The 18,376-nt window shown below is 74.0% G+C and carries 14 protein-coding genes and 2 riboswitches; of the genes, 12 read left to right on the plus strand and 2 right to left on the minus strand.

Annotated features, from left to right (window positions below; translation table 11 throughout):
- Positions 1–30 precede the first annotated feature (30 nt).
- A complete protein-coding gene (locus tag ACLQ2W_RS29365) occupies positions 31–696 on the minus strand; it encodes a TetR/AcrR family transcriptional regulator (RefSeq protein WP_425790544.1) in 666 nt (221 codons plus the stop codon).
- Between the two features lie 91 nt (positions 697–787).
- Here ACLQ2W_RS29365 and ACLQ2W_RS29370 point away from each other — a divergent pair, with 91 nt between their 5' ends.
- Genes ACLQ2W_RS29370 through ACLQ2W_RS29385 form a run of 4 tightly spaced genes read left to right on the plus strand, consistent with a single transcriptional unit; the run spans position 788 to position 4,376 of the window.
- On the plus strand, positions 788–1,936 hold the full coding sequence (locus tag ACLQ2W_RS29370) for an acyl-CoA dehydrogenase family protein (protein WP_425790546.1): 1,149 nt from the start codon (positions 788–790) through the stop codon (positions 1,934–1,936).
- Positions 1,937–1,951: 15 nt separating this feature from the next.
- Positions 1,952–2,710, plus strand: a complete 759-nt coding sequence (locus tag ACLQ2W_RS29375; protein WP_425790548.1) for an SDR family NAD(P)-dependent oxidoreductase — start codon at positions 1,952–1,954, stop codon at positions 2,708–2,710.
- 32 nt (positions 2,711–2,742) lie between these two features.
- A complete protein-coding gene (locus ACLQ2W_RS29380) occupies positions 2,743–3,915 on the plus strand; it encodes an acyl-CoA dehydrogenase family protein (RefSeq protein WP_425790550.1) in 1,173 nt (390 codons plus the stop codon).
- The gene (locus ACLQ2W_RS29385) at positions 3,912–4,376 is read left to right on the plus strand and encodes a MaoC family dehydratase (protein WP_194799872.1); all 465 of its coding nucleotides are present in this window, start codon (positions 3,912–3,914) and stop codon (positions 4,374–4,376) included. The genes ACLQ2W_RS29380 and ACLQ2W_RS29385 overlap by 4 nt, the downstream gene beginning before the upstream one ends.
- An 8-nt stretch (positions 4,377–4,384) precedes the next feature.
- Here the strand turns inward: ACLQ2W_RS29385 and ACLQ2W_RS29390 are convergent, their stop codons facing one another.
- On the minus strand, positions 4,385–4,795 hold the full coding sequence (locus tag ACLQ2W_RS29390; protein WP_425790552.1) for a DUF4268 domain-containing protein: 411 nt from the start codon (positions 4,793–4,795) through the stop codon (positions 4,385–4,387).
- A 366-nt stretch (positions 4,796–5,161) separates the two neighbouring features.
- Here ACLQ2W_RS29390 and ACLQ2W_RS29395 point away from each other — a divergent pair, with 366 nt between their 5' ends.
- The 8 genes from ACLQ2W_RS29395 to cobM all read left to right on the plus strand — a co-directional run bounded on the left by ACLQ2W_RS29395 (position 5,162) and on the right by cobM (position 18,340).
- Entirely contained in the window at positions 5,162–6,796 is a 1,635-nt protein-coding gene (locus tag ACLQ2W_RS29395) for an Ig-like domain-containing protein (RefSeq protein WP_425790554.1), read from the plus strand.
- A gap of 335 nt (positions 6,797–7,131) precedes the next feature.
- Positions 7,132–7,334: riboswitch (cobalamin riboswitch) on the plus strand.
- 34 nt (positions 7,335–7,368) lie between these two features.
- Complete coding sequence (gene bluB / locus ACLQ2W_RS29400; RefSeq protein WP_425790556.1) at positions 7,369–8,010, plus strand: 5,6-dimethylbenzimidazole synthase; 642 nt, start codon at positions 7,369–7,371, stop codon at positions 8,008–8,010.
- Between the two features lie 263 nt (positions 8,011–8,273).
- A riboswitch (cobalamin riboswitch) is annotated at positions 8,274–8,403 on the plus strand.
- Between the two features lie 320 nt (positions 8,404–8,723).
- Complete coding sequence (gene cobN / locus ACLQ2W_RS29405) at positions 8,724–12,392, plus strand: cobaltochelatase subunit CobN (RefSeq protein WP_425790558.1); 3,669 nt, start codon at positions 8,724–8,726, stop codon at positions 12,390–12,392.
- A complete protein-coding gene (locus ACLQ2W_RS29410; protein WP_425790560.1) occupies positions 12,389–14,668 on the plus strand; it encodes a VWA domain-containing protein in 2,280 nt (759 codons plus the stop codon). The genes cobN and ACLQ2W_RS29410 overlap by 4 nt, the downstream gene beginning before the upstream one ends.
- 81 nt (positions 14,669–14,749) lie before the next feature.
- Positions 14,750–15,361 carry a cob(I)yrinic acid a,c-diamide adenosyltransferase gene (gene cobO, locus ACLQ2W_RS29415; RefSeq protein ID WP_425790562.1) on the plus strand — a complete coding sequence of 204 codons (612 nt, stop codon included), beginning with the start codon at positions 14,750–14,752 and terminating at the stop codon, positions 15,359–15,361.
- The gene (locus tag ACLQ2W_RS29420) at positions 15,358–16,719 is read left to right on the plus strand and encodes a cobyrinate a,c-diamide synthase (protein WP_425790564.1); all 1,362 of its coding nucleotides are present in this window, start codon (positions 15,358–15,360) and stop codon (positions 16,717–16,719) included. The genes cobO and ACLQ2W_RS29420 overlap by 4 nt, the downstream gene beginning before the upstream one ends.
- On the plus strand, positions 16,716–17,504 hold the full coding sequence (cobI, locus tag ACLQ2W_RS29425) for a precorrin-2 C(20)-methyltransferase (protein WP_425790566.1): 789 nt from the start codon (positions 16,716–16,718) through the stop codon (positions 17,502–17,504). The genes ACLQ2W_RS29420 and cobI overlap by 4 nt, the downstream gene beginning before the upstream one ends.
- Positions 17,501–18,340, plus strand: coding sequence for a precorrin-4 C(11)-methyltransferase (gene cobM, locus ACLQ2W_RS29430; protein ID WP_405093711.1), 840 nt, complete (start codon positions 17,501–17,503; stop codon positions 18,338–18,340). The genes cobI and cobM overlap by 4 nt, the downstream gene beginning before the upstream one ends.
- Positions 18,341–18,376 lie beyond the last annotated feature (36 nt).

Below are 18,376 nucleotides of genomic sequence, written 5' to 3' on the forward strand. Positions count from 1 at the left end.
GGCCAAAAACTAGCGCTGCAAGTTTTGACTCTAGCGCTCCGGGTCGGCCGGTGGGAGGGGTGGTAGCGGCCCGATGTGCTCCTGGTAGGTGCGGGAGAGCCCGTGGATGAGCGCGTCGAGGCCGAGCGCGAAGGCGCCCTCGTCCACCTGCTGCTGATGCTCGGCGAGCCGGTGGGCCTGGGTCAGGTGCGGGTACTGCTCGGCGTACACCCCGGGGTCCTCGACGAAACCGCGGGCGAACGACCCGAGCGCGGACCCGGCCACGAAGTAGCGCATCAGCGCGCCGATGTGGGTGGCGCGCGAGGGCGGCCAGCCGGCCGCGACCAGTCCGCCGTAGACGGCGTCGGCCATGGCCAGCGCCGCCGGCCGCCGCCCCGGACCGCGGGCCAGATACGGCACGATGTTCGGGTGCGCGGCCAGCGCCGCCCGGTAGGAGTGCCCCCAGCGGCGCAGCGCCTCGCGCCAGTCGATCTTCCCGAAGAAGGAGACGTCGACCTGCGCGGTGACGCTGTCGGCCACCGCGTCGAGGATCTCGTCCTTGGTGGCGAAGTGGTTGTACAGCGAGGGCCCGCGCACCCCGAGGTCGGCCGCGAGCCGGCGGGTGGAGAACCCCTCCAGGCCGTCCACGTCGATCAGTGCCGCGGCGGCCTCGACGATCCGCTGCCGGCTGAGCAGCGCCTGCCTCGGCCGGGGCATCCGTGCCTCCCTCGTTCGCTCGTGGGTTCGCCGCAACTCTGCCACAACGGGGTCTGGACGGAATTAAACTTGCAGCGCTAGTTTATGCCTCATGGACCTTCAGCTCTCCCCGGAGCAGACGGCCGTCCGGCGACTGGCCGCCGAGTTCGTCGACCGGGAGGTGGCCCCGTACGCGGCGTCCTGGGACCGGCGCGAGTCGGTCGACCCTGAGATCGTGGGAAAGCTCGGCCGGCTGGGCTTCCTCGGGCTGACCATTCCCGAGGAGAACGGCGGGTCCGGCGGCGACCACCTCTCCTACTGCCTGGTGCTAGAGGAGCTCGGCCGGGGCGACTCCGCTGTCCGGGGCATCGTCTCGGTGTCGCTCGGGCTGGTCGCCAAGGCCATCGCCGCGCACGGATCCGCCGCGCAGCGGGCCGAGTGGCTGCCCCGGCTCTGCGCCGGCACCGCGCTCGGCTGCTTCGCCCTGACCGAACCGGACAGCGGCTCGGACGCGGCCGCGCTGACCACCCGGGCGACCCGCGACGGCGGCGACTGGCTGATCACCGGCGCGAAGACGTTCATCACCAACGGCACGTTGGCCGATGTGGTCCTGCTCTTCGCCCGCACCGGCGGGCCCGGACACCGGGGCATCACCGCGTTCCTGGTGCCCACCAACGTCGCCGGGCTCACCCGGAACGAGATCCACGGCAAGCTCGGGCTGCGCGGGCAGGCAACCGGTGAGCTGCGCTTCGACGCCGTCCGGGTGCCCGACTCGGCGCGCCTCGGCCCGGCCGGCGGCGGGTTCCGGCTGGCCCTGGCCACCCTGGCCAAGGGCCGGATGTCGGTGGCCGCCGGCTGCGTCGGCATCGCCCAGGGCTGCCTCGACGCGGCGGTCGGCTACGCCGGGCAGCGCACCCAGTTCGGCAAGCAGATCGCCGGGCACCAGCTGGTGCAGCAGTTGCTCGCCGCCATCGCCGTGGACACCGCCGCCGCCCGGCTGCTGGTGTGGCGGGTGGCCGACCTCGTCGACCGGGGCGAGCCGTTCGCCACCGAGGCCTCGATGGCCAAGCTCTTCGCCAGCGAGGCCTCGGTCCGGGCGGCCAACAACGCCGTCCAGGTCTTCGGCGGGTACGGCTACATCGACGAGTACCCGGTCGGCAAGTACCTGCGCGACGCCCGGGTCGCCACCCTCTACGAGGGCACCAGCCAGATCCAGCAGCTGCTCATCGGGCGCACGCTCACCGGCGTCAACGCCTTCTAGCAAAGGGGAGAACCCGTGACCAGATTCGCCGACCGGGTGGCCGTCGTCACCGGTGCCGGGCAGGGCATCGGCGCGGCGACCGCGCACCGGCTGGCCGCCGAGGGCGCCGCCGTCGCCGTGGTCGACCTCGACGAGGAGCACAGCCGGGCGGTCGCCGACGAGATCACCGCGGCCGGCGGCCGGGCCGTCGGCATCGGCTGCGACGTGACCGACCCCGCGGCGGTCACCGCGATGACCGACCGGGTGGTGCAGGCGTACGGCGGGCTGCACGTGCTGGTGAACAACGCCGGCATCACCCGCGACGACCTGCTGTTCAAGATGCCCCTGCCACATTGGGAGGCGGTGCTGACCACCAACCTGACCAGCATGTTCCTCTGCTGCCAGGCCGCCCAACAGCACATGGTCGCGGCCCGCTACGGCCGGATCGTCAACCTCAGCAGCCGCTCCGCCCTCGGCAACCGGGGCCAGGTCAACTATGCGGCGGCCAAGGCCGGGGTGCAGGGCCTGACGGCCACCCTCGCCATCGAGCTCGGCCCGTACAACGTCACGGTCAACGCCGTCGCCCCGGGCTACGTGGCCACCGCGATGACCGCCGCCACCGCCCAGCGGGTCGGCAGCAGCCCCGAGGAGCATCAGCGGATGGTCGCCGAGCACACCCCGCTGCGCCGGGTCGCCCAGCCGACCGAGATCGCTTCGGTGATCGCCTTCCTGTCCAGCGACGACGCGTCGTACGTCAGCGGCCAGACCCTGTACGTCAATGGCGGCGCGCGCTGAGGCGCGCCGGCGGACCAGCACCCGGAGGAAACATGGACTTCGCGCTTTCCGACACCGAGCGGGCGATCCGCGACACCGCCCGCGACTTCATCACCAGGGAGGTCATGCCGCTGGAGCAGGAACTGCTGCGGCGGGAACGGGCGCACCGGCCCGGGCTGGAGCACAGCGAGCTGCGCGAGCTCCAGCTCAAGGCGCGCAAGTTCGGGTTCTGGGGGCTGGCCACCCCGGAGGAGTACGGCGGCATGGACCTGCCGGCCGTCACCCAGTCCCTGATCTGGACCGAACTCGGCCGCTCGTTCGTGCCGTTCCGGTTCGGCGGTGAGGCCGACAACATCCTGTTCCACGCCAACGACGAGCAGAAGCGCGAGTACCTGGTCCCGACCATCGAGGGGCAGCGGCGCAGCTGCTTCGCGATCACCGAGCCCGGCGCCGGCTCCGACGCGGCCAACATCAAGCTCAGCGCCCGCCGCGACGGCGACGACTGGATCCTCAACGGCGAGAAGACCTTCATCACCGGCGGTCACGATGCCGACTTCGCCATCGTGATCGCGGTGACCGACCGGGAGAAGGGCGCCCGCCACGGCGGCGCCACCGCGTTCCTGGTGGACCGGTCGATGGGCTGGCGCTCGGAGTTCATCCAGACGATGGGCGACGGTGGCCCCGCCTCGCTGGTCTTCGACGACGTCCGGGTGCCCGGGCGCAACATCCTCGGCGAGCCCGGGCAGGGCTTCAGCCTCGGCATGGAGTGGATCGGCAAGGGCCGCTACACCATCCCGTCGCACGCCGTCGGCATCGCCGAGCGGGCGTTGTCGATGGCCATCGACTACGCCAACACCCGGGAGACCTTCGGCGCGAAGATCGGCACCAACCAGGCCATCCAGTGGATGATCGCCGACTCGGAGACCGAGCTGGAGGCGGCCCGCTGGCTCATCCTGCGCGCCGCCTGGACCGTCGACCAGGGCATGGACCCGCGGCACGCCTCCTCGATGGCGAAGCTTTACGGCGCGGGCATGGTCAATCGGGTGGTCGACCGCGTCCTGCAGATCCACGGCGGCATGGGCTACACCCGCGAGCTGCCGATCGAGCGCTGGTACCGGCAGGTCCGGCTGTACCGGATCTTCGAGGGCACCGACGAGATGCAGCGACTGATCATCTCCCGCGACCTGCTGCGCGGCTACACGAAGCTGGGAGGGCACCTGGCATGAGGGTCTTCGCGTCCATCGAGGAGTTGGCCGAGGCGACCGGCGAGACCCTGGGACCCGGCCCCTGGTTCCGGATCGACCAGCAACGGGTCGACCGGTTCGCCGACGCCACCGACGACCGCCAGTGGATCCACATCGACCCGCGACGGGCCGCGGCCGGCCCGTTCGGCGGCACCATCGCGCACGGGTACCTCACGTTGTCCCTGCTGCCGGCGCTGGCCGGTGGCCTGTACCGGGTCGAGGGAGTGGCCATGGGGGTCAACTACGGCCTCAACCGGGTGCGCTTCCCGGCCCCGCTCCGGGTCGGCAGCGCGGTCCGCGCCACCGCGACCCTGGCCGAGGTGTCACCGGTGGACGGCGGCGTGCAGGTGGTCACCGCGGTCACCGTGGAGAGCGACGCCGGCGGCAAGCCGGTCTGCGTCGCCGAGACGGTCAGCCGCCTGGTGCGGGGCGTGGCCCGATGACCGCGCTGTCACTGGCGGGTTCGCCTGCAGCCGTTCACGGTCGACCGGGTCGGGATTCGTGTACGAGAGCCGCGCCCTGCCGCTAACCGCGGCTCAGCGACGCGAAGGCGGCTGCCTGTTCGCCTCGTTGATCTCGTACAGTGGCCGCCGGCTTCGGCTATCGCCGTACGAAGGCGGGTCTGAGCATCGATGAACCAGGTCATGTACTCGGGCCAGTCGTCTCCGTTGCCGATGTCACCCTTGCGGTATTCCGCCATGCGGCAACCCTTCCTCGCCTGTAGCGGTTCGTACGACAGGGTGTTTCCGAAAGTCGGCTCCAGCTTGGCGCGGGCGGCGGCGAAACGCGCGTCGTTGACCGCGGGATCGGGGTCCTGAAAGAAGATCTCGCTCGACAGGCCGGATCTGCACGTGTACGACATGCCATTCGCGTCCGCGCGCGAGGCGAGCCATTCCGGCGTCCATTCCTGGTCGGCAGCCCAGAGATTTGGGTCCGTCGCAGACCTGACCGGTGCCGGCGATGAAGGGCAGCCGGGCGTCGAGGTCAGGTGATGGCCAGCAGCACGGCTTGGCCGTCTGCGGCTGCGGCACGGTAGAACCGGCGCAGGTCGGTGTAGTGCGCATGCGCGGATGCGGGCGCGTGCCGGCCCGGCGTGAGCCCTCGTCGACGCGCAGCGGGCCTTCGGCTCGGCGGGCGGCGGTCCCGCCCGGTGGGCGCCACGGTATTGACAGACAGAGTCCCGACCGCCGAGGCTGTATCCAGCGATATCTGTCAATGAATACGGGGCATGATGCGACGCAGGATCTTCGCGCTGGCCACCGCCGCCGCGGTCGTCGTCGGCGGGGCCATGACGATGGTGCTGCCGCCGGCGTACGCCGCGACGGCGTGCACGGTGGACTACACCATCACCCGAGAGTGGTCCAACGGCTTCTGGGCCGAGCTCACCGTCACCAACCTGGGCTCTCCCGTCACCGACTGGTGGCTGCGGTTCCGTCAGGTCAGCGGCCAAACGATCACCATGGGCCTCGACCGGCTGCCGGACGGATACACGCTCGGCAGCGGCGAGCTGTACCCGATGACCATGCTCCGCCCACCGGCGGGGTCCACGCTGCCGACCGGCGCCTCGGTGACGGTGCGCTTCGGCGGCAACTACCGGGACGCGGAGCCCGAGCCGACCGACTGGGTCCTGAGCGGCCAGTCGTGCAACGTGGACGTCGGCAGCCCGACCGGTTCGTCGCAGCCGACGGCTTCGGCGAGCCCGCAGCCCAGCCCGCAGCCGGGCGGCCCGTCGGTGTCGCTCACCTCGCCCCTGCCCAACGACTTCTTCGCCGCGCGGGGCGTCATCCCGATCCGTGCGGAGGCCACGGCGGCGGCTGGCCGGCGGATCGAGCGGGTCGAGTTCCGGGAGCGCGGCACGTTGCTCGCCGTGGACACCACCGCGCCGTACGCGTTCGACTGGCGCGGCGCGTCGCCGAACAGCGGCACCCGCGTCACCGCCACCGCCTACGACAGCGACGGCGCCCAGGCCGCCGCCGAGGTCCGCGGCATCCGGGTGCTCCCGCCGCCGGCACCCGGTGCCGCACCCGCGCTGAAGGCGATCGGCAACCGCATCCGCACGGTCACCACCGACCCGAGGCCGTACCGGCCACGCGGAATCATCCGGTCGGCCGCGCCCGGCGAGTGCGCGTGGGGACCGATCCGCTGGGACGGCCCGGTCGACGACGCGTCCGTGGGCGCGCTGCGGGCCCGCGGCGTCGACGCGGTGCGGGTCGTGCTGAGCGACGCCTGCTTCGTCTACACCGGCAGCCCCACCGACAGACAGAACCGCGTCGGCTACGTCGACGAGGTGGCCCGGTACGTCGACCGGCTCGTCCGGGCCGGCATCACACCCATCGTGTCGCTGCGCCAGAGCGACTTTCTCGCCACGCGCTCCTTCTGGAGCGCGGCGGCGGAGGTGTTCGGCGCCGACAACGCGGTGGTCTTCGACATCTCGCCCTACGACTTCCCGGCGGCCGGTGGCACCGGTCCCGCGGTGGCCTGGACCTGCTGGCGCGACGGCGGCGTCGCGTGCGCGGGCACCAGCCTGCCGAGTTTCGGTGTGCAGGAGCAGATCCGCCTGCTTCGCGTGCAGGGCTCGTTCAACCTGGTCCTCGCCGCCGGGATCGACGGCGGCAACGACCTGCGCCGGTGGCTGGAATACCGCCCGGCCGACCCGGACGGCCGCAACGTGGCCGCCGCCTGGCGCGTCGACGACCGCTCGGCCTGCGCCACGCCGGCCTGCTGGCAGTCCACCCTGCTCCCGGTCGCCGCCCAGGTACCGCTGGTCGCCACCGACGTCAGCGCCGGCTCGGCGGCGCCGACGTTCGTGCTGCGGACGGTCACCTGGCTCGACCAGCACGGCATCGGCCACCTGCGCCGGTGACCGGTGGAGAGATAAGCCTGAGGTTCCCCGGTTGGCCGGAACCATGGTGGCATTCGTCAACCTGGGCGCAGCCCGGGCCTGTCGCGACGAAGAGGTGGGCTCCTTCGCGGCCGGCCAGTCCGGTGACCGTGTGGCGGACAGGGGTGGACCTGGCCATGGAGTCGACCGCCGGGTGCCGGCGATGACGGAGTACGAGCGTCCGACAATCATCGCCGTCCTCGACGGCGCGCTCATTCGAGCCGGCCCTGGCACGCCGATCGGCGCAGTGGTCTCGGCACTCCCGCATGGGTGGCGGGCCGCAGGGTCGGTTTCGGACAGTGGGGTATTGTGCCGAGCGGCACGAACTGTTGCGAGGTGCCCCACCCGGTGGTGGGGAGAATCGGGAAGCCGGTGTGACTCCGGCACGGGCCCGCCGCGGTAACCAGGGAGCTGCCGCCCACGCGCACGTGTGCGCAGTCACTGGCCGAACCGGCTGGGAAGGCGGGCGGACCGGTGTTGATCTGGGAGTCCGAAGACCGGCCTCGCGTCATCGGCCCCACCGGGTGGGGCATGAGCGCAGCGGGAGCCTGCCCATGATCAGCGACATCTACGACGTGATCCACCGTCGCCGCGACGTCCGTGGCCAGTTCAGTGGCGAGCCCCTCGCCCCTGGCGTACTCGACCGTGTCCTTGCGGCGGCGCACGCCGCACCCAGTGTCGGGCTGTCCCAGCCCTGGGACTTCATCGTGATCCGTGACCGGGGCCTGCGCGAAGCGTTCCATCGGCATGTCCGTGCCGAGCGCGACACGTTCGCCGCCACCCTCGGCGTCCAGGACGCTCGACGATTCTCCGGCATCAAGATCGACGGCATCCTGGAGTCGACACTGTCGATCGTGGTGACCTACGACCCCGACCGTGGCGGCCCAGCGGTCCTGGGTCGCCACGCCATCTCCGACACCGGCCTGTATTCGACCTGTCTGGCCATCCAGAACCTCTGGCTGGCCGCCACCGCCGAAGACCTCGGCCTCGGCTGGGTGTCGTTCTATCGCGAGCAGTTCCTCCAGCGGTTGCTCGCCATCCCGGCCGGCATCCGACCCGTCGCCTGGCTCTGCCTCGGCCCCGTCACCCACCTCGAAGCGGTGCCCGATCTCGAACGACACGGCTGGCGCCACCGGCGCCCCCTGTCCGCGGCGATCCACCACGACCGCTGGAACCCCGCGTCCGCCACGAGGTGACGTCTCTGCCGCATGGGTAGGGGCAGCGCCGGACTGCCCCTACCCGCGCTACCTGATCGCTCTCGGTCAGCGGCGTGTTCGGGGCTGTGCGATCGAGACGGCCCGGGCGCCGGCGGAGCGCCGGTCCGGAGGGTCGTGACCCCGGCGGGGCGGCTGGGGGACTGATCGGCCGGTCTCGATGGTCCGGGCGACGGTTGCCCGTGGTGGAGTGGCGTTGACCGCAGGTCGTGAGGTGTGGCAGCATTCGCGGCCTGACGGCAGTGAAGGAAGCCGGTGCGATTCCGGCGCGGTCCCGCCACTGTCACCGGGGAGTGATCCCCCCTTGCGAGCCACGACCGTGCGTGCGCGGTTGGAAGGCCGGGGGTGAGCGTTGATCCGGGAGCCAGGATACTTCGGCCGTCGGACGTACCCCAGGGCGTGGACACCCGAGGAGGACCCGATGACGCACGGCATCTCTTTCATCGACGAACATCGTCATGATCCGCACGGTGGACGCTCCGCCGCACCCGTTGCCTGCCATGCCGCCGGTCGTGCCGGCGCACCCGGGACCGTGGACCCCCTCGGCCGGGGCGCGTGCCGCCAGCGTTGACCGCTCCCCGACCCGCGTCTCGGTGAGTCGCGCCGCGGGTCGCCGCACCCGCTGACGCCGCTCCCATCCCACTTCGCCCCGGTCGCCTCCGCGCGACCCCGGGTGTCACTCTCCGGAGTTTCTCGTGCGCATCCTGTTGCTGTCCACCGCCGACACCGACCTGCTGGCCGCCCGCGCCAGCGACGCCGACTACCGGCTCGCCAACCCCGCGCGGGTCGCCGCCGACGCGGTGCCCGCGCTCGTCGACGGCGTCGACCTCGCCGTCGTACGCCTGCTCGGCGGCCGGCAGACCTGGCCGGACGGGCTGGCCGCCGTGCTGGCCAGCGGCGTCCCCACGGTGGTGCTCGGCGGTGAGGCGCTGCCCGACGCGGAGCTGATGGCGGTCTCCACCGTGCCGTCCGGTGTGGTCACCCAGGCGCTCGCGTACCTGGTCGAGGGCGGCCCGGCGAACCTGAGCCGGCTGGCCCGGTTCCTGTCCGACCGGGTGCTGCTCACCGGCGAGGGCTTCGACCCGCCCGCGCCCACCCCGGCCTACGGCGTGCACGGCGATCCGGAGATCGTCCCCGGCCGGCCCACCGTGGGGATCGTCTTCTACCGGGCGCACGCGCTGGCCGGCAACACCGGCTTCGTCGACGTGCTCGCCGACGCGGTACGGGCCGCCGGCGGGAACCCGCTGCCGATCTTCTGCGGCTCGTTGCGGGGGTTGACCGCCGGCGCCGGTCCGCTCGGTCTCTTCGGCCGGTGCGACGCGCTGCTGGTCACCGTGCTCGCCGCCGGCGGAGCGGTGGCCGCTGACGCCTCCGGCGGCGGCGACGAGGACGCCTGGGACGTCGGCGCCCTCGCGGCGCTGGACGTGCCGGTGATCCAGGCCCTCTGCCTCACCAGCACCCGCGAGCAGTGGGCCGGCAGCGACGCCGGACTGTCCCCGCTGGACGCCGCCATGCAGGTCGCCATCCCCGAGTTCGACGGCCGGATCATCACCGTGCCGTTCTCGTTCAAGCGGATCGACGCCGACGGGCTCTCGGTCTACGCCGCCGACCCCGACCGGGCCGCCCGGGTGGCCGGCATCGCGGTCCGCCACGCCCGGCTACGGCACGTGCCCGCCGCCGACAAGCGCGTCGCGGTGGTGCTCAGCTCGTACCCGACCAAGCATTCCCGGGTCGGCAACGCGGTCGGTCTGGACACCCCGGCCTCCGCCGTCCGGCTGTTCGCGGCGATGGCCGACGCCGGCTACCACCTGGGTGACGCCCCGCCACCCGACGACGGCGACGCCCTGATCCACGCGTTGATCGCCGCGGGCGGCCACGACGTGGAGTGGCTCACCCCGGAGCAGCAGCGCGCCGCCGAGGCCCGGATACCGGGGCGTACGTACCGGCGGTGGTTCGACGAGCTGCCCGCCGCGCTGCGCGAGCGGATGCGGGAGCACTGGGGTGAGCCGCCCGGCGAGCTGTACACCGAGGGTGGGGACATCGTCCTGGCCGGCCTGCGCTTCGGCAACGTGGTGCTGCTGATCCAGCCGCCGCGCGGCTTCGGGGAGAACCCGATCGCCATCTACCACGACCCGGACCTGCCGCCCAGCCACCACTACCTGGCCGCGTACCGCTGGCTCGCCGCGCCGGTCGCCGACGGTGGGTTCGGCGCGGACGCCGTGGTGCACCTGGGCAAGCACGGCACCCTGGAGTGGCTGCCCGGCAAGGGCCTCGGCCTGGCCGCCGACTGCGCCCCCGACGCGGTGCTGGGCGACCTGCCGCTGGTCTATCCGTTCATCGTCAACGATCCCGGTGAGGGCACCCAGGCCAAACGGCGTGCCCACGCCGTCGTGGTCGACCACCTGGTGCCGCCGATGGCCCGCGCCGAGACCTACGGGGACCTGGCCAGACTGGAGCAACTGCTCGACGAGTACGCCACCGTGCAGGCCCTCGACCCGGCCAAGGCGCCGACCGTGCGGGCGCAGATCTGGGACCTGGTCTGCGCCGCCGAACTGCACCACGACCTGCACGCCGAGGCGATGCCCGACGCCGACGACTTCGACGACTTCGTGCTGCACCTCGACGGCTACCTCTGTGAGGTCAAGGACGTGCAGATCCGCGACGGGCTGCACGTCCTCGCCGCCGCCCCCACCGACGAACCGCGGGTCAACCTGGTCCTCGCGGTGCTACGCGCCCCGCAGGTCTGGGGCGGCGCCCGTGCCCTGCCCGGCCTGCGGCAGGCGCTCGCCGGCGCGTACGGTCTCGACGAGCAGGCGCTGCTCGCGTCGCCGGGGCGGCGGATGGCCCTGCCGGCCGCGCTGACCGAGGTCGTGGACGGGCCGTCGGTCACCGCCGCCGACGCCGTCGACCTGATCGAGGCGCTGGCGCGCCGGCTGGTGGTCGGCATGGAGACCCTCGGCTGGGACGCCGACGCGGTCGAGGCGGTGGTCGCGGAGGTGACCGGCCGGGCCGTCCCGGACGCCGCCGCGGTGCTCCGCTTCGCCGCCACCGAGGTGGTGCCCCGCCTGGCGCGGACCACCGACGAGCTGACCAACACCCTCGGCGCCCTGGACGGCCGGTTCGTGCCGCCCGGCCCGTCCGGCTCTCCCACCCGGGGGCTGGTCAACGTGCTGCCCACCGGTCGCAACTTCTACTCGGTCGATCCCAAGGCCATTCCCAGCCGCAACGCCTGGGACGTCGGCACGGCGCTGGCCGACTCGCTGCTCGCGCGGCACCTCGCCGACACCGGCGCGTACCCCCGGTCGGTGGGGTTGTCCGTCTGGGGCACCAGCGCCATGCGGACCCAGGGCGACGACATCGCCGAGGTGCTGGCCCTGCTCGGCTGCCGACCCGTGTGGGACGACCGGTCGCGGCGGGTCACCGGTGTCGAGGTGGTGCCGACCGCGGAACTGGGCCGGCCCCGCGTCGACGTCACGGTCCGCATCTCCGGGTTCTTCCGCGACGCGTTCCCGCACGTGGTGGCGCTGCTCGACGACGCCGTCCGGCTTGTGGCCGCGCTGGACGAACCGGACGCGGAGAACTTCGTCCGCGCGCACGTCGCCGCCGACCTGGCCGAGCACGGCGACGAGCGGCGGGCCACCGCCCGGATCTTCGGCTCCAAACCGGGCGCGTACGGCGCGGGACTGCTGCCGCTGATCGACGCCCGAACCTGGCGCAGTGACGCCGACCTCGCCGAGGTGTACGCGGTCTGGGGTGGCTACGCCTACGGCCGGGGTCTCGACGGGCGGGAGGCGCGTGCCGACATGGAACGCTCGTTCGCCCGGATCGCGGTGGCCGTGAAGAACCAGGACACCCGCGAGCACGACATCGTCGACTCCGACGACTACTTCCAGTACCACGGCGGGATGGTGGCGATGGTCCGCCATCTGACCGGCGCCTCGCCGGAGGCGTACGTGGGTGACTCGGCGATGCCGCACGACGTGCGCACCCGGACGCTGGGCGAGGAGACCCGGCGGGTGTTCCGGGCCCGGGTGGTCAACCCGAAGTGGATCGCCGCGATGCGCCGGCACGGCTACAAGGGCGCGTTCGAGCTGGCCGCCACCGTGGACTACCTGTTCGGCTACGACGCCACCGCCGGGGTGGTCGACGACTGGATGTACGAGCACCTGGCCGCCGCCTACGTCTTCGACGACACCACCCGTGACTTCCTGGAGCGGTCCAACCCGTGGGCGTTGCGCGGCATCACCGAGCGGCTGCTGGAGGCCGCCGACCGGGGGCTGTGGGCCGAACCGGAGCCGGCCACCCTGGACCGGCTCCGCGACACGTACCTCGCCAGCGAGGGTGACCTGGAGGAACGCGCATGAGCACCTTCCCGTTCAGCGCTGTGCTCGGCATGGCCGACATGCGGCTGGCGCTGCTGCTCAACGCCGTCTCCCCGGCGATCGGCGGGGTGCTGGTGCGGGGCGAGAAGGGCACCGCCAAGTCCACCGCGGTACGGGCCCTCGCCGCGCTGCTGCCACCGGTGCGGCGGCTGGCGGGCTGCCGGTTCGGGTGCGATCCGGCCGCGCCCGACCCGGCCTGCCCGGACGGTCCGCACCCCGCCGGCGCCGCCGCCGAGACCGCGCCGGCCCGGCTGGTCGAGCTGCCGGTCGGCGCCGCCGAGGACCGGGTGGTCGGCTCGCTGGACCTGGAGCGGGCCCTCGGCGAGGGGGTACGCGCCTTCGAACCGGGCCTGCTGGCCGCCGCGCACCGCGGCGTGCTCTACGTCGACGAGGTGAACCTGCTGCACGACCACCTGGTTGACCTGCTGCTCGACGCCGCCGCGATGGGTCGCAACCACGTCGAGCGGGAGGGCGTCTCGGTCAGCCACGCGGCCCGGTTCCTGCTGGTCGGCACGATGAACCCGGAGGAGGGTGAGCTGCGCCCGCAGCTCCTCGACCGGTTCGGGCTCACCGTCGAGGTGGGCGCCAGCCGGGACCCGGCGGTCCGCGTCGAGGTGGTCCGTCGCCGGCTGGCCGCCGACGCCGACCCGGCCGGCTTCGCCGCCCGCTGGGCCGAGGCCGATGCGCGGACCGCCCGACAGGTGGCCGCCGCCCGGCAACGGCTCGCCCGGGTGCGACTGCCGGACTCCTCGCTGCGCCAGATCGCCGAGGTCTGCGCCACGTTCGACGTGGACGGGATGCGCGCCGACATCGTCACCGCCCGTACCGCGATGGCGCACGCCGCCTGGCACGGGCGGGACCGGGTGACCGTCGACGACGTCCGGGTGGCCGCCCGGCTGGCCCTGCCGCACCGGCGTCGCCGCGACCCGTTCGACACTCCCGGTCTGGACGACAAGCGCCTCGACGAGGCGTTGCAGCGCGCCCAGGACGAGCACCCCGATGACCCGGACGACGGCGGCGACGGCGACGGCGACGGCGACGGCCCGCGGGGCGGCGGTCCGGGCGGTTCCGGCGGTCCGGGCGGTCCGGGCGGTTCCGGCGGTCCCGGCGGTCCTGGTGGGGCGGCGGGGGACGGGCCCGGCTTCGGCGGGGGCGGCCCGGACGGGCGCGGCGGAGACCCGGCGGCCGGGGACGGTCGTGGTCCCGACGGGGCCGGCCCGGGGCGGCACGGTTCCGGCGGGCGCGACACCGTCGACGCCGAGCGTCGTGGACCCGACGCCGACCGAGGCGGACCCGACGGAGAGTCGTTCGCCGGGGACAGGTCGCACGGTCCCGCCGGACGGCCGGCGGACGGCCGGCCCGGGTGGGCCGACGGCGGCGGGCCTGGCGACGACGACGAGCGTCGTGACCGGCCGCGTCCGGGCGACGCCGCCGCCGGTCAGTCGGTGGCCGTACCCCGGGGTGGGCTGAAGGCGCGGCTGCTCACCGCGCCCGGGGTGGGGGACGGGGTGCCCGGTCGGCGATCCCGCGCCCGCACCGGGCGGGGCCGCACCACGGGCGCCCGGGTGCCGGCCGGTCGGGTGACCGCGCTGCACCTGCCGGCCACGGTCCGCGCGGGCGCGCCGCACCAGGCGGCCCGGGGTCGGCTCACCGGTCCGCTGCGGCTGCGCCCGGACGACGTGCGCGAGGCGGTCCGCGAGGGACGCGAGGGCAACCTGGTGCTGTTCGTGGTGGACGCCAGCGGGTCGATGGGCGCTCGCGAGCGGATGACGGCGGTCAAGGACGCCGTGCTCGCCCTGCTCACCGACGCGTACCAGCGGCGGGACAAGGTGGCGGTGATCGCCTTCCGGGGCGACCGGGCTCGCACCCTGCTGCCGGCCACCTCGTCGGTGCTGACCGCCTCGATCCGGCTGGCCGAGATGTCCACCGGTGGGCGTACCCCGCTGGCCGAGGGCCTGCTCGCGGCGGCCGACCTGCTGCGCCGGGAACGGCTGCGCGACCCGAAACGCCGCCCCCTGGTGCTCATCGTCACCGACGGTCGGGCCACCGCGGGCCGGCGCCCGTTGGAGCGGGCGGCCACGGCGGCGACGCTCCTTGCCGCCACCGGCGCCCCCTGTGTGGTCGTCGACTGCGAATCGGGCCCCGTCCGCCTACACCTGGCCCGCCGCCTGGCCACCCAGCTCAGTGCCCCGCACCACCTGCTGAACGCCCTCACCCACCCGCTCGCCCGCGATCTTGCACTTGCTGCCCCGGCATAGCGGACGAAGCGCACACATGGCGGACCGAAACCGCAAGATCGCGGGAGTGCTCGCGGGGATGACGACGAGGAGAGATCGCTGATGCCACAGGGGAAGCCGAGCACGGTGCCCGACGACGGCCTGACGACCCGGCAGCGGCGGCACCGGCAGCTGCTGCTCGTCCACACCGGACAGATGAAGGGGAAGTCGACCGCCGCGTTCGGGTTGGCGCTGCGGGCCTGGACCGCCGGCCTGCCGATCGGGGTGTTCCAGTTCGTCAAGAGCGCCAAGTGGCGGGTCGGCGAGGAGAACGCCTTCCGGGCGCTCGGCGAGGTGCACGAGCGCACCGGTCAGGGCGCGCCTGTGGTCTGGCACAAGATGGGCGAGGGCTGGTCCTGGATCCAGCGCGGCGGTGCGGCCGACCACGCCGCCGACGCGCTGGAGGGCTGGCGGCAGATCCAGCGCGACCTGGCCGCCCAGCGGTACGGGCTGTACGTGCTGGACGAGTTCACCTACCCGATGAAGTGGGGCTGGGTGGACGTCGACGAGGTGGTCGCCACCCTCGCCGACCGGCCCGGCTTCCAGCACGTGGTGATCACCGGACGGGACGCCGACCCACGGCTGGTGGAGGCGGCCGACCTGGTCGCCGAGTTGACAAAGGTCAAGCACCCGATGGACGCCGGTCAGAAGGGCCAGAAGGGTATCGAGTGGTGACCGGCCCGACGACGCCCTGGGCGCTGCCCCGGCTGGTGGTGGCCGCGTCGGCCAGCGGGCACGGCAAGACCACGGTGGCCACCGGGCTGCTCGCCGCGCTGCGCCGCCGTGGCCTGACGGTCAGCCCGCACAAGGTCGGTCCGGACTACATCGACCCCGGCTACCACGCGCTCGCCGCCGGCCGGGCCGGCCGTAACCTCGACCCCTTCCTGGTCGGCGCGGACCGGATCGCCCCGCTGCTGCGGCACGGCGCGAGCGTCCCCACGCCCGCCGACGTCGCCGTGGTCGAGGGCGTGATGGGCCTGCACGACGGCGCCGTGGGCCGGGGCGACTTCGCCTCCACCGCGCACGTCGCCCGGCTGATCGACGCGCCGGTGCTGCTGGTGCTCGACACCACCGCGCAGGGTCGGTCGGCCGCCGCGCTCACCCTCGGCATGGCCGCCTTCGACCCGACGGTGCGCATCGGCGGGGTGATCCTCAACCGGGTCGGTTCGCCCCGGCACGAGACGCTGCTGCGCGACGCGCTCGCCGAGGTGGGCGTGCCGGTGCTCGGGGCGGTCACCCGGGCCGTCGAGGTGGCCGCCCCGGCCCGGCACCTGGGGCTCGTCCCGGTCACCGAGCGGGCGCCCGAGTCGCTCGCGATCGTCGCGGCCCTCGCCGACCTGGTCGAGTCCACCGTGGACCTGGATGCCGTGCTCGATCTGGCCCGCACCGCCGCGCCGCTGCGGGTGCCCGCCTGGGATCCGGTCGCCGCCGTCGGCGGCCCGGCCGGCGGGGACCGTCCGCTGGTCGCGGTCGCCGGTGGTCCGGCCTTCACCTTCTCGTACGCGGAGACCACCGAACTGCTCACCGCGGCCGGCGCCGACGTGGTCACCGTCGACCCGCTGCGCGACCCGGCGCTGCCCGCCGGCACCCGCGCGGTGATCGTCGGGGGCGGTTTCCCCGAGGCGTACGCGGAGGCGCTGGCCGGCAACGCCACCCTCCGTGCCGAGGTGGCCGCCTTCGACGGCCCGATCGTCGCCGAGTGCGCCGGGCTGCTCTACCTCGGCCGGTCCCTGGACGGCGCGCCCATGTGCGGCCGGCTCGACCTGACCGCCCGGATGACCGGTCGGCTGACCCTCGGCTACCGGGAGGCGGTCGCCGCCGCGGACTCCCCGGTGGCCCGGGCCGGCGACGCGGTACGCGGCCACGAGTTCCACCGCACCACCACCGACCCCGGCCACGGCGAGCAGCCGGCGTGGCGCTGGAACGGCACGGCGCACGGCTTCGTGGCCGGCCGGGTACACGCCTCCTACCTGCACACCCACTGGGCGGGCGCCCCGGCGGCCGCCCGGCGCCTGGTCGAGGCGTGTCGATGACCGCCGGCAGTCGAGCCGCCGCACCTGTCGACGCGGTGCTGACCGGGGTCGGCGTCGGGCCCGGCGACCCGGAACTGCTCACCCTCAAGGCGGTACGGGTGCTGTGCGCGGCCGACCTGGTCTTCGTACCCGTGATGGCGGACCGGCCCGCGGGCGGCGCGGACCAGGGCGGGGGCGCCGGCCGGGCCGAGCGGACCGTGCTGGCGCACGTCGGGGCGGACCGGCTGCGCCGGCTGCCGTTCGCCCTGGACGACCGGGGCGGGGTGAGCCCCCGGCGCGCGGCGGCCTGGGACGCCGCCGCCCGCGTGGTGGTCGAGGCGGTCGACGCCGGGGCGCGGGCGCTCGCCTTCGCCACCATCGGCGACCCCAACGTCTACTCCACCTTCGGCTACCTGGCGCAGAGCGTCCGCGCGCTGCGCCCGGCGGTGCGGGTCGCCACCGTGCCCGGCATCACCGCGATGCAGGAGTTGGCCGCGCGCAGCGGCACCCCGCTCTGCGAGGGACGCGAGCCGCTGACCCTGCTACCGGCGACCGCCGGGCTGGCGCTCTTCGCCGACGCGCTGGCCGGCCCCGGCACCGTGGTGGCCTACAAGGGCTGGCGGCGGCACCCGGAGCTGGTCGGGGAGCTGCGCCGGCAGGGCCGCCTCGGCGACGCCGTGCTCGGGTGCGGCCTCGGGCTGCCCGACGAGCGGATCGGCGCGGTGGACGACGCCGCGCACGACCTGCCGTACCTGTCGACGCTGCTGGTTCCCGCCCGCCGGGACCGCCGAGGAGGAAAACTGTGACCAGCTCCGGCAAGGTGTGGTTCGTCGGGGCCGGCCCCGGCGCGGCGGACCTGTTGACCCTGCGGGCGGCCCGGGTGATCGCCGACGCCGACCTGGTGATCTGGGCGGCCAGCCTGGTGCACGCCGACGTGCTCGGCCACGCCCGCGCCGACGCGGAGATCGTGGACTCGTCGCAACTGCCCGTCGAGGGAGTGCTGCCGCTGTACGAGCGGGCCGCGCGGCGAGGGCTGACGGTGGCCCGGATCCACTCCGGCGACCCGGCGCTCTGGGGCGCGGTGCAGGAGCAACTGGACCTGTGCCGGGCGCTCGGCCTGGCCGTCGAGATCGTTCCCGGCGTCTCGTCGTTCACCGCCGTCGCCGCGATCGCCGGACGCGAACTGACCGTCCCCGAGGTCGCCCAGTCGGTGATCCTCACCCGTCTCGAAGGCGGCAAGACCCCGATGCCGCCCGGCGAACGGGTCCGCGACTTCGCCCGGCACGGCACCACGATGGCGCTGTTCCTCTCCGCCGCGCGGTCCGGGCAGGCGCAGGCCGAGCTGCTGGCCGGCGGCTACCCGGCGGACACCCCGGCGGTGGTCGCGTACCGGGCGACCTGGCCGGACGAGCTGGTGGTGCGCTGCACGGTGGGCACCCTGGCGGCGACGGTCAAGGAGCACCGGCTCTGGAAACACACGCTCTTCCTGGTCGGGCCGGCGCTGGCCGCCACCGGGACCCGTTCCCACCTCTACCACCCCGGGCACTTCCACACCTACCGGCGGGCGGAGCCGGCCGCCCGGGCCGAGTTGCGCCGGCGCGCCGCCGCCCGCCCCGCCGACCCGGTGGGCGGTTCCGAGTGACGTACCCGGAACCGCCGCTGCGGGAGCCGGACCTGC

Origin of the sequence: Micromonospora sp. DT227 (assembly GCF_049841835.1) — a bacterium.
Lineage (GTDB): Bacteria > Actinomycetota > Actinomycetes > Mycobacteriales > Micromonosporaceae > Micromonospora.

What these genes read in the sequence shown, in the direction of transcription:
- ACLQ2W_RS29395 (WP_425790554.1), top strand. Translation starts at nt 5,162, where the DNA reads ATGATGCGACGCAGGATCTTCGCGCTGGCCACCGCCGCCGCGGTCGTC.
- bluB (WP_425790556.1), top strand. Translation starts at nt 7,369, where the DNA reads ATGATCAGCGACATCTACGACGTGATCCACCGTCGCCGCGACGTCCGT.
- ACLQ2W_RS29370 (WP_425790546.1), top strand. Translation starts at nt 788, where the DNA reads ATGGACCTTCAGCTCTCCCCGGAGCAGACGGCCGTCCGGCGACTGGCC.
- ACLQ2W_RS29410 (WP_425790560.1), top strand. Translation starts at nt 12,389, where the DNA reads ATGAGCACCTTCCCGTTCAGCGCTGTGCTCGGCATGGCCGACATGCGG.
- cobO (WP_425790562.1), top strand. Translation starts at nt 14,750, where the DNA reads ATGCCACAGGGGAAGCCGAGCACGGTGCCCGACGACGGCCTGACGACC.
- ACLQ2W_RS29390 (WP_425790552.1), bottom strand. Translation starts at nt 4,795, where the DNA reads ATGTCGTACACGTGCAGATCCGGCCTGTCGAGCGAGATCTTCTTTCAG.
- ACLQ2W_RS29385 (WP_194799872.1), top strand. Translation starts at nt 3,912, where the DNA reads ATGAGGGTCTTCGCGTCCATCGAGGAGTTGGCCGAGGCGACCGGCGAG.
- ACLQ2W_RS29365 (WP_425790544.1), bottom strand. Translation starts at nt 696, where the DNA reads ATGCCCCGGCCGAGGCAGGCGCTGCTCAGCCGGCAGCGGATCGTCGAG.
- cobI (WP_425790566.1), top strand. Translation starts at nt 16,716, where the DNA reads ATGACCGCCGGCAGTCGAGCCGCCGCACCTGTCGACGCGGTGCTGACC.
- ACLQ2W_RS29380 (WP_425790550.1), top strand. Translation starts at nt 2,743, where the DNA reads ATGGACTTCGCGCTTTCCGACACCGAGCGGGCGATCCGCGACACCGCC.